This is a genomic window from Bacteriovorax sp. Seq25_V (genome assembly GCF_000447795.1).
Classification (GTDB): Bacteria; Bdellovibrionota; Bacteriovoracia; order Bacteriovoracales; family Bacteriovoracaceae; genus Halobacteriovorax_A.
Genome location: NZ_AUNI01000010.1, coordinates 102,445 through 114,056, shown reverse-complemented (window position 1 = coordinate 114,056; position 11,612 = coordinate 102,445). Strand labels below are relative to the sequence as shown.

Below are 11,612 nucleotides of genomic sequence, written 5' to 3'. Positions count from 1 at the left end.
TCATTTATTTTCTATTAAATACCAAGTCTTAATATCATCTGTGACGATAGCATCGTCATAGATGATAATATTATCTCTATTGATGTAATTTAAGCATGTCACAATTAAATAACTGATAATAAAAAAATGTGGAAGATAGCGTCCTATAAATTCTCTATTTCTAGAGATAATACATAAGAAACAAAGAAGTAAAATAAAAAGAATTAACCGTAACCATGAAAAATGGAAAGCCTGTACAGAAAGAAAGAAATAATTCGGTAAAAAGCTGATCCCCTCAGCAAAAACATTTAAATAAAAGCTATAACTTTCACCGAATGGTAAGTGGTTATAATAAGCAGAAAGAAACATCGTCCAAAGCATGCAAATAACACTAATTAACAGAAATCCTCTCTTAAATTTATGATTTTTAAAGATATGAGCAAGAACAAGAGCCCAAATATAAAGATTCCCAATGACATCACGCCAACCAAAATCAACTCCAGAATTAAATGCAAAAGAAATTGCAATGAATTTTGCGAGAGGTGAAAGCAGTAAAATTGTAAGATTTCTATCTTTAGTCTTTGTCGAGAAATAAAAAATCAGCAAAAATATGAAAATAGGACAAGTATATAAAAGACCTGAAAATGGAGTAAACAACATTGTCAGAGGAATAAAAGAACTTGTAACACCTCCATAACCAAGGTGTAAACTTCCATACTGCAAGTAGCGATTCACAAGAAAGAGAATCAGAACAAGTAGAACTACAAAACTAGGACCCACGTAATCTTTTGGCGTAAGATTTCCTCTTGATCTCCAAAAAACAATTGGTAAAAAAACAGCAACAAAAGCGATATCAACTTTTATAATAAAACCAATAGATAATAATGAAACAAAGTAAACTAACTCTCGTTCATTTAAAGTAAATTCTCTATCATAAAGAAATTTATATAAAAGAGTTAGAAGCGGCAGGAGAACGATATTCATATTACCTGGATAATGAATTGTATACATATAAAAAGGTGTTGCCCACATAAGAAGGGCCATGGAGATAACTTTATCGCGATTGGTACTCTCTCTGAAACAAAAAGACCAAAGCTGATAAAACCCAATCAGGGCGAACATAAATAACCCTACACCTATAAACATATCTTCTAAATATCTTGTTTCAGTTAAGGGCCAAGGTGCTTTCAAGTATTGCGATATATCACCGGAAAGACTTCGAGAGATATCACTAAAGAGTTTACCAATTATAATAAAAGGAGCGAAAACAAATGAGCTACCGTGACTGTGGTAATCTGGGTCATAGTTTGTAGGAGTTTGTATTATTGGTTCTTTACGATATTTTCTGATTTCATAAAGCTCATCACTAATATTAAGATTGCCATCTTCAATAATACTATGAGCGTAGCTATTGTACACTCCGTAATCAATATAGTCATAGCGTGGATATTGCCTGAAGAAAAAAAGCCCTAATAAAGTGAGCAGGAGAAAAATTTGATTTCTCTTATTTTTTGAATTTATAATTGATAATATAGTATCCTGTACCTTCTTTTTTCTTAACATGATCATATTCTATAATTTCAATTCCATCTCGGCGAGCCATTTCTTCAAACTTTTGATAATCAAAAATACCTTGATTCTGATACCAAGCTCCCCAAATATCCCTCTCAGGAAGAATAAGTACTCCATCTTGCCCGAATAAAGCTAGTGCAAGATTTATAGTCATATTATCGTACTCATAAAAATATCTATTTAGATTATAGATTTCTAAGTTATGGCCCAAATAATTTCCTTTCCCATGATCTGAGTCACTAAGATTTACTATCTTTTTACCAGAGAAAGCAGCCGCCTTATTCCATACTTGTTCATTTGTCTTGTAATCGAATATCGCTAATACGCCGGACCCGTAGTATGCACTTGAAAAAACTAAAAAACGTAAAAATAGAATAATCACTAATGGCTTAATCCGTATTTTATTCGTAAAAACAAAGAAATAGATCGGTATTATTAGAAAAGACAAATATAGAAAATAATTCTCTCCTGCGCGAGTACAAAAATAAACAGTTAGCAATGACAAAAATATCCCTAAAAGTATTTTCTTATTCATTTCACTAAAATTCACTTTACCAAACACTAGCAGCAATACAAACATACACAAAATCGTTTCTATAGGTACTGTAAGTGCTGATCCCACTTCTAAAAAATATTGATTATAAGCTGTCGGACTCATGAGTAGTCTCACAAAATAAAATATTAAGTGTGTTGGATCCCAACTTTGCATAACGAGACTAACTTCAGCCAATAAACGAGAAATATCCAATCGATACAAAAACAGGGCCCCTCCGAGGAAACCTCCTATAAAGAATAGTGACACTCGTTTTTTTGTTAGAGTTTGTCTAAGTGATTCTTTTGTATAAAATATTGGAATCACCCAAACAATCATCCAAAGAAAATTAAGCCTGAGATAGAGATTGAAGCCAATTAGGGCTCCGACTAAAAATAGCCCCCTCGAATTAATCTCTTGTTTCCTAGAAAAAATATAAAAAAGAATCATCATTGAAGTGAGATTTATAAGTTCAGTTATAAAAACAAAATAGCTTGTGAGAAACATCGGATCAATAACTAACATCATTGTCGCAATTGATGATTTCCTTTGACCTATAAAATTTCTTAACGCGAAAAAAAAGAGAAGTGCGGCAAGAGACTTAAATAATGCATGCCAAATTGCAAATGTATTTTCATTGAACACATAATTTAGAATTTTATATAATGAAAGACCTAGCCCTCCATGTCTAGCTGAGAACTTTATCGGGAACTCTTTCCCTACAATCTTAAAAGTTAGTATGGGTGTACTATTTCGAGAGACAATATTTTTTGTTAAATAAGTTTTTTCATTTATGCCTTTAGCTTTATCACTAACTAGGATATCTTGCTGATCATTAATTCCATATATTATGTCCGCAGGAATTATTTTATGGACGCTCATAAATGTAAATTGAATTACAAATATGAGCGCAAATAAGATGAGATGATAACTTTTTTTCGCTTCCAAATTATGGGTTTAAATTAACGGCCTTACAGCAAGAATAGCTAAATCCAGTCACGAGTGTAGGTGATGTCGACTTAGCTACCGATACCGAAGTAACAGAACCATTATAATAATTTGGAGTTACGTTAGAAACATACTGAACTGTTGTCGTTGTTGTATTAATTCGTGAGATAAAGTATCCGGAAGAGCATTGATTTCCAGCAGAGACCGTAACACAGCTTGAAGTCCCAATATTTATTTGCTCCCAATTACTTTTACAATTTCCGTTCAAACATAACTGACTTGCTGCTGATACTCTATTAGCACTCACAGTTCCGTTCGGGGCTGAAATTGTTGCACCTGCTTTAGGAGCACTAATATTACCTAAATTGGCTGTAATATTACCATTTGTAGAGGTTATATTACCAATTGAAGTTACCCCACCAGTTCCAGCATAAACAGCATTACAAACACCTGATTCGGTACAGTGTTTTAAGTCAAAATTACATCGTCCCGCCGAGTAGACCCCTACCGTATATGAACCATCAGCACTTTGAATTTGCATTCCTTGACATATTTGAGCAAATCCTACTTCTGATGGATTAGACGATAAGATATCATTATAAACAGATGTTAAGTTTCCAATCGCTGGTGTAATTGTATCTGCAATTTTTCTAGCGACCCATCCCATTGTTGCGGCATGAGTTGGAGTATTGGCCTGACTTTCAGTTTGATTTGGAATGTGAACATAACCACTAACAACGATATTACCTGCTCCAGGGTCCGCTAAAGATGTCCCCGAATCAATAATTAAGCTACCAGCTCTTAATGAACCAGCATTTGCAAACGGTGGCCTGGTAGAACCAACACCAATCGAATTATTTATATGCGCTTCACCAGCCGCGCGCGCCGCTGGATTAACACCAACACCTAATGACTTTTGAACTGAAGCGTTTCCATCGCCACCTGGATAAGCGACAGTTGAACCGATTGCGATAGAAGCCCCTACTGTGATCGAACCTTTTGCAGCATCAGCATCTCTCCCAACACCAAGCGAGTTATTAAAGAAACCAACACCTGGTTCTTCATAGGCAGTCACATTAGGAGGAGCCAGTGGAGAAGCACCAACAACAATTGAGTTTTTAACGGCCATGTATCCACCCTGTCCAGCATACTCAACTGGATCACGGCCAATACCAACCGAACCATCTACCCTAAGATCATTTGCCGTTGGAGTTATATTACTTGCTTCAATATTTACATTACCTTTAAATGTAGCTGCATAATCAGAGTTCGGTGCGAGATCATCTTCTACAGTAATATGACGACAGAAACCATCTGTATTCAATTCACCTTGAAGAGAGTCACATAGAGCTTTCGTATAGGTATTTGATTCAGTATCACAAGTAACTACCGATCCAGCTGTATCATGAACTAGCTGAACAGGGATTCTTAACTCATTAGTAATTGACCCTAGAGTTTTCGCTTTTTCATCAGCATCTGTAGTTGCTTTATTTTCATAATCCCCGCGCTTATAAACAACCACAAGATCAACCGTTGCATTTTGTCTATCTGTAGCACCAAGGGTTGGATCACTTCTATAAGCAGCGCCATTCGCTTGATAATTTTCTGTATGAATATCAGTAATAGTGATACGTCCTGAAGCATCTGTTAGATTTGGATCACCAAAAACGGCACCAGATGTAATGACGGCCCCACCACCAGGCCCAGCAATGCTTGCAAGGTTTGCGTTTGCCGTTACTACTGCTCCTGCAAATGTTGTCTGACATGCATTTTTTGATCTTAGTGAGGTGTAGAGAGTCGCACGTAAAGAGTTCGCAGTCATCGACTGGTTTGTATATCTTGTCGACTTAAAAAGGTTTCCTGTTAACTGCATAACAGCTACTGAGATAACCCCAACAATCCCGGCCGAAATCATAACCTCGGCTAGCGTGAAACCACTTGAAGATTTGAACAAATTTACTTTTTTCATAGGTTTTCCTAAATATCAATGTCTTCTCATTATATTTTAAAGACGTAGTAAACAAAATAAAATAACAAATTTAATTGTAAAACACTAAATTTCAACAAGTTAAGGCAAGTAAGCAAAATACCTGCTGCCAACAAAATATGGGCATTATCAACCTATTTTATCGAAAATTTAGCTATTTGCACCCTTAGGCAAAAGCTTCATCGTTTAGCTTGATGACAATGAGCTAGTGGGCAACCCTCACATGCGGGTAGGAATTGATTTATCTTCATGAATTTTTGAAAAAGCTTTGTACGCTTTGCTTTAACTATAGTTCCCAATTGATAATCGATCTCTTTAACGTTTCCAAGTCTATAGTTTAAGCATGAAGTAATGTCTCCATTAGGAAGAACTGAGATATCTGTCCAAGGTAAAGTGCACTTTTTTACACCATATGATCGAGGTGAAGTAATATAGTCGAGTAAATCGTTCTGATTTTTTAGTTTTAATGTAAATGCTGACTTGACCGCTCGCCCCTCTTTGGAGCTTAGAAATCGCTGAAGGCGCAGCTTTGCCTCTTCACTATATTCAAAAGTATTTCCCACATAGAAGTTTTCATTTTCAAGATCACTAAATGAATAAAGTGCACCATTAGGAACATTGTCATAGATAAGGTTAAAGGCAACATCAGAAACACAACGATGCTTCTTACTAAATTCCAATAATTCGAAAACCCCTTCTATTGAGGTTTCACTTAGAACAACCTTTAGTCCAACGCTCAAGCGATTATTATATTTTTGGTCAATGTAGTCCAATGCTTTCTTGATCTTGGCAAATGAACCTGGCACGCCTCGACTTTCATCATGGATTTTCTCAAAGCCGTCGATCGAAATCATTAAATAATCTAAACCACTTTCATAAAGCGAATCTATCTTTTCTGGAGTTAGAAGACTTCCATTCGTAACAAGAGTCACCATGCATAGGCGTTTTTTTGACTTCTTAATAAGTGATTCTATATTTTTAAAGAGTAATGGCTCTCCACCAGTAAAACTGACAATCGAGAATGGTCTGATTCTACTAACAACCTTCATCCACTCGCTAAGCTCAATTGGATCCTTGTCATTATTTAGTCCAGTAGCGACGTGGCAGTAAGAACACTTAAAGTTACATCGCGATGTCGGATGGAGTGTTATTCGGAGAGGAGCAAGATTAAGGATATTATTGGTCGCACGTAAGAAGACACCGTAAACCTTTGAAAGGAAGAAATAGATCGGTCTTGAATACTGCAACAGAAACATCATATAATTAGACTAAATCATTTTCGAAATAAAAACGAGCATTAAAATGAAAATCCCTAGAGGTAGATATTTTGCCAAGACCTCTGAGTTATTAAATTTACTCATCAATACAATTTTTTCATTTAATTCATCAACAGATGAAATCAATCTAAGTATCGAAGCTTTAACAAAGAAAAATTTAACAAATAATCAATCATTTATTTTTTCACCTTCATTTCGAATTGGTCTTTACTATGCGTTGAGTGCCATTAAAAAGATTTATCCTGATCGCAAAAGAATTGTTACAACATCCATTACAATTCCAGACACGATAAATGCCATTCGCTTAAATCAGCTCCAAGAATTATTCATTGAGATGGATGAGGAAACTCATGGTATTGACATTCAGAATGCAAAAGAGTGTCTCGACTCTGATGTATTAGCGATTATAGTCACACATCTAAGTGGGTCTATAGACCCCGAATTATCTTCACTCTACAAGTATTGTAAGGATAGAAATATTTTCGTCATCGAAGATTTCTCTCAGGCTTATGGCAACGAGCACTGCTTTAAATTTGCAGACATCTCAATTGGATCACTATCCACAGGAAAAACAGCATCAACACTTATTGGCGGGATTATTACAACCAAAGATCAATACATATTAAATGAAATTAAAAACGAAAAATCGAAGAATGAGGACAGAAATAAAGTTCAAAAATCAATGATTATATTCCAAATTATTGACAGTCTTAAAATCAATTTCTTTTGCAATAGATATATTTTTAGCTTTGCCACTTACTACGCTCTACGTATATTTAAAATACTATTTCCTTCCTCTTACTCAAAGCTTGAGCAAGCGAGAACAATCACAAGGGCCATTAATCAAGACCGTTTTTTTGAAAACTCGTTTACACACAGAGAAGCTTTTCCTTCCTTTTTCTTCTTTTCACTAAGTAAAGGACAACTATCTTTGTATATGAAGATGCTCAAGCGTCTAATATCAGGAAACCGAAAGAGAAGAGAAATTTTAGAACTATATCTTAACTTATTAAGTGAAGACTCAAAGAAAGCTATTCCAAAGAACTTCCTTACTCTTGAGAACAATACGTACTACCATATCCCTATAAAGACTTATGGAAAAAGGGATCTCATTCAAAATCTATTCTTTAAAAATGGAGTTGATATCTCTTCATATGGTCTTCCTCTTTGTCACAGTTATTTCTCAGAAACTAACAAGCAGATATCAGAACGCATTAAATATGATACTCTATTCATACCAATAAACGAGTTTTCAACAGATGATGATGTTAAGAAAATTGCGAATGTGACAAATAAAATTTACATGCAATTGAAAGAAATTTCTGTAATTTCTCGCGCACCTTTGTCGGGTAACGCAAACTGACTAATTACAACGGAATTATTAAATTTATTGGTGTAATAACAAGACGACATAATTCCTGGCTGCAGATAACCTTTCTGTCCAAAGTTATTCTTATATTCAATCTTTGAGCAATCTTCTTCCGTTTTAAATACAATTCTATATGTACAGCTTCCCACTACAGCGCTAGTGATCGAAACCCAATGTTCATCAACAAAGCAGTGCTCATTATCTAACTCAACTCCTTTCACCAGGCGATCAGTCAATGTTTTATCTCTGCACGATAAACTATTTGTAATTTTATTTGACCATGGTTTTGAATCAAGTGCCCCTTCACTTAAGAGCGTTCTAATAGCTTTAGAGGTCAGCTTTTCATTTTCAAATACAAGTGGCTTAAAACTAATATTATAGATTAACAGAACAACGACCTGTCCGAGTAACGCTAACAGATATTGCTTTCTACTTAGTTTAGAAACGGCAAAGGCACAGATAGTTATTAACACAAAGAGATAAGAATATGCATAACGAACAAAGAAGGTCTCCGATGCAATTGCAATTGCAAAGAATTGAATGAGACAAAATACTAGGATCAATCTGTAATCTCTTACAACTTTTTTAATCTCCCTTTTTCCAATCAATGGAAGCCACCAGTAGAAAAGTACAAGGGCTAAAGGTGTCCCTAAATAGAACATACCATCAGAAGTGAATGAGAAAATATTCATGCTTGGATCAAAAAATAGTAATGACTTCAAATGAAACCATATACGTGACATGAGATAACGAGGACTATCAAGCAAGGAAAACTCATAATAAGAAATCAATGCATCATGAAGACGCCCTTGCCCATCTGCGAAAGATGGAAACTCTCCAGTCCAAATATAGTTTCGATAAAACATAAGAGCAATACCGACAAAATATAAAACCACGGCCCTCTTCCTACTGTATATCATCACACCAGCAAGAAGTGAGCATATAACAATATATTCGGAACGTGTAAGTACAGTTAAAAGAAAAAGAAAGCTACTTAATAAATATTTATTTCTTCTGAGATACAAAATTCCCCATGATAAGAATGTAAGCGCATACCATGTCGCAATTTCTGAACTAAACATTTTTGTAAAAAACAAATCGACAACAGGAATAAAGAAAAAATAGAACAGAACTACACGGCTTCCATTATATTTATTTTCATCAGCAAGTAATTTAACACTGAAAAGATGGAGAGATATAACGAGCACAAGTAGTATCGGGCCGAATGCAAAATCTCCCAATATTGCATATAGTAGTGAAACAGGCGCTCCATTATTGTTATAAATATGACCTTTGATATATGTGAGATCGATTAAGGCGAAGCGACTCAATAGCTTCGAGTGACTTAGCCCATGCCAAAAATTTAAAAACTCATTACTTAAGTTAAAGTAATCATACTCAAAATACTGAAAGAGATTTTGAGTCATATATTTGAGAGCAAATAGAAAGTAAACGCCTACAAATATTGTAATAAATGTTTTCAAATTCTTAATCATTTAAAACCATGTATAGTAGATTTTTTAACATTTTAGCACGATTTAAGTTCCAATTCTTATTATTGCTAACAAACGGCGTAACTCGCTTTAATCTTTTAAGATTAAGTACTGGTAACAAGTGATCGACACCCTCTTCATGGACAAAATCACCAACATTTAACGTTGTTGATGAAAGCTCTACGAGGCCATCATTATTTCCCTTCCTTTCCATAATATAATCTCTCGTAAAACCTAGGATTGTCTCGACCCCTTCTTCATCTTTAATGTATGAGCCATACTGAAGAAATTTCTTATCACGTAATTTTTCTTCAATCATTTTAGTGTTCAACTTAATATAACCTTCACGGTCTTTGACAGAGATTGACTGAACACCTCCAGAGCTTCCCCCTAAAAATGAGAAGAGCCATTCGACGCCTTTTTTAAGAATTTTATTATCTAAAAATATCTCCGTTGCGACTGCTCCTTTAAATGGCGACTGCATTGCTATCCACGCATGTGTTCTCAAACGAATATCGTCATCATTTAGAAGTACATTTAAAAACTCAAGTCCACCTTTTGAGTGAGAAATCACTATTAGTTCACCAGTAATATCGGAAAGACTTTTTCTCAGTTGCAGACTATTCACATCAACACTTGCTTCAGACTCTAATATTATGCGTTGGCATTTAATTTTCTCTGTGGCACACCAGTTTAACTGTTCCTTAAAGTAATCGCCCATAAGATATGAGAAGTTTACTATTTGGCTAGAATCCTCAATCACAGTTTCAGAAAGAATTCCTGGAATAAAAACGATAGTTCTATTACCAACTAGCTTCTTTATTTCGGTCGTAGAAATCTCATTTTTCCGTTCGATTAATTTTAGATATTTATTAGAAAGGTCACCACCAAAGCAATGACCAGTTAGTAAGATGACAACAAGATATTTTATTTTCAAAGTTTACTCAGACTCGATTTAATTACTAATGAAGAGCTATCGTCTTTCCACTGTTCTTTAAATATAATCTCATTTCCGTCTCGTATTAGATCAACTTGATAAAGTCCATCATAATAAGAAAGATGAAGGGTATTGTCGTTAACATATCCCACTTCATCACCTTCATAAAATAATTTATCACCAGTTCTTTCAAAAACCGAATTTGGATATTCTGCAGACATAAATGAACAATTATATCCACCAGTCACTATCTCAAAATTCTTATCTGTCTCTACGAGTTTAAAGAAAACCTCAGTACACTTACCTTCTCTTCGAGTTGAGTAGAAATAACCTTCACCACTCCATTCCCCTGTAAAATCAGCATATATAAGTGAACTTAGAACAAGACAAATAATTATTTTCAACTTTTATTCCTTTTTTTTTCAAGGAGAATATGTCTCCTTTCTGCCCTAATTTTTCTATTGATGTCATCAACTGTATCTACGGCCATATCCCATGCAGTATAAATTTGCTTTTTAAAGCCTGCTCTAATATCACCAGCGACATAGAAATTTTCAACTCTTGTCATTCCTTTAGAGTCAGTAACGACATAACCTCGATTATCTATCTCAGCTCCAATTTCCTTCGCTAATTCATTATAAACAATTGTTCCAAGTGAAACAAACGTAAATTCACTCTGGAGTTGGCGCCCACTTTTAAAACGGTAGCCTTCAAGCACGCCCGTTTTTTTGTCACCAAGAACCTCTATAATCTCACTCTCAAATACTTCAATTTTATATAAATCAATTAACTCTTTTACATCATCATCAAATTCAGCCTTTGCACCATTTAGGAGAATGCTCATACTTGGTGTTTGATATCTTTCCTTTAGCATTACAGCGACCCAAGCTGCACTGCTTGTATTTCCAATGATTGAAGTATGTTTTCCAAGTACATGATGTCCATCACAACGGAGACAGTAATCTACGGTTTGTGCATTTGCATATGGGAAGATCTCTTTGATTGAATTATTAAAGTGAGGTTGAACATCCATGATCCCAGTACAAAGTACGACATACTTTGCTTTATATTTCTGATCATTACTATCGGTTATTTCGAAAAAATCATCTCTTTTGGTAATTGATCTTACTCCAACATTTTTAACTTGTGTGAGCCTATCTTTGAAATGACTTTGCTCTATCCATTCGATAGTTGACTTATTTGGGTTATCAATACCTTTTTTATAATCATGATAGCCTGGCATATTTTCTACTTTAGAAACCCAAAATGCACGTGAACGCTTTTTATCTTTTCCATCACCTGGAAATAATAAAACTTCATCGTTATTGAGAACACCTCTTAGTGTGGCCATAATTCCAGCAGCCCCACCACCAACAACTGCAATTTCATAAATTTTATTCATTCATCAGCTCCTTAGCTTCTCATAGTATATGCGGTGGAAATAGTTGCCGCCAATCAATTATATCTATGGAGCGATAAACATTGACACATAAGATACCGATTTTATTTATGAGAATA

9 protein-coding genes are annotated in these 11,612 nt (G+C 34.9%); 1 reads left to right on the top strand and 8 read right to left on the bottom strand.

The features are described 5' to 3' along the window. From M900_RS04650 to M900_RS04635, 4 genes are all read right to left on the bottom strand, one after another. Window positions 1–1,542, bottom strand: coding sequence for a hypothetical protein (locus M900_RS04650; RefSeq protein ID WP_034731333.1), 1,542 nt, complete (start codon window positions 1,540–1,542; stop codon window positions 1–3). Continuing rightward, window positions 1,484–3,031 (bottom strand): glycosyltransferase family 39 protein, encoded by a 1,548-nt coding sequence (locus tag M900_RS04645; protein WP_034731330.1) that lies wholly within the window; start codon window positions 3,029–3,031, stop codon window positions 1,484–1,486. Before M900_RS04645 ends, M900_RS04650 begins: the two co-directional genes overlap by 59 nt. A 1-nt stretch (window position 3,032) precedes the next feature. Beyond that, window positions 3,033–5,000 carry a type II secretion system protein gene (locus M900_RS04640; RefSeq protein WP_021273596.1) on the bottom strand — a complete coding sequence of 656 codons (1,968 nt, stop codon included), beginning with the start codon at window positions 4,998–5,000 and terminating at the stop codon, window positions 3,033–3,035. A 197-nt stretch (window positions 5,001–5,197) separates the two neighbouring features. Further along, a complete protein-coding gene (locus M900_RS04635; RefSeq protein ID WP_021273723.1) occupies window positions 5,198–6,277 on the bottom strand; it encodes a radical SAM protein in 1,080 nt (359 codons plus the stop codon). A gap of 43 nt (window positions 6,278–6,320) precedes the next feature. Here M900_RS04635 and M900_RS04630 point away from each other — a divergent pair, with 43 nt between their 5' ends. Next, window positions 6,321–7,658 (top strand): DegT/DnrJ/EryC1/StrS family aminotransferase, encoded by a 1,338-nt coding sequence (locus M900_RS04630; protein ID WP_034731324.1) that lies wholly within the window; start codon window positions 6,321–6,323, stop codon window positions 7,656–7,658. On the opposite strand, the gene M900_RS04625 is transcribed toward M900_RS04630, so the two are convergent. From M900_RS04625 to M900_RS04610, 4 genes are read right to left on the bottom strand one after another with little or no spacing between them, the layout of a single operon-like run. Continuing rightward, entirely contained in the window at window positions 7,595–9,160 is a 1,566-nt protein-coding gene (locus M900_RS04625; protein ID WP_021273654.1) for a hypothetical protein, read from the bottom strand. The two genes, M900_RS04630 and M900_RS04625, sit on opposite strands and share 64 nt — an antisense overlap. Further along, window positions 9,153–10,094 carry a hypothetical protein gene (locus M900_RS04620; protein WP_021273764.1) on the bottom strand — a complete coding sequence of 314 codons (942 nt, stop codon included), beginning with the start codon at window positions 10,092–10,094 and terminating at the stop codon, window positions 9,153–9,155. Before M900_RS04620 ends, M900_RS04625 begins: the two co-directional genes overlap by 8 nt. Further along, the gene (locus tag M900_RS04615) at window positions 10,091–10,498 is read right to left on the bottom strand and encodes a hypothetical protein (RefSeq protein ID WP_021273598.1); all 408 of its coding nucleotides are present in this window, start codon (window positions 10,496–10,498) and stop codon (window positions 10,091–10,093) included. The genes M900_RS04620 and M900_RS04615 overlap by 4 nt, the downstream gene beginning before the upstream one ends. After that, on the bottom strand, window positions 10,495–11,496 hold the full coding sequence (locus M900_RS04610; protein WP_021273769.1) for an NAD(P)/FAD-dependent oxidoreductase: 1,002 nt from the start codon (window positions 11,494–11,496) through the stop codon (window positions 10,495–10,497). The genes M900_RS04615 and M900_RS04610 overlap by 4 nt, the downstream gene beginning before the upstream one ends. Between the last annotated feature and the right edge of the window lie 116 nt (window positions 11,497–11,612).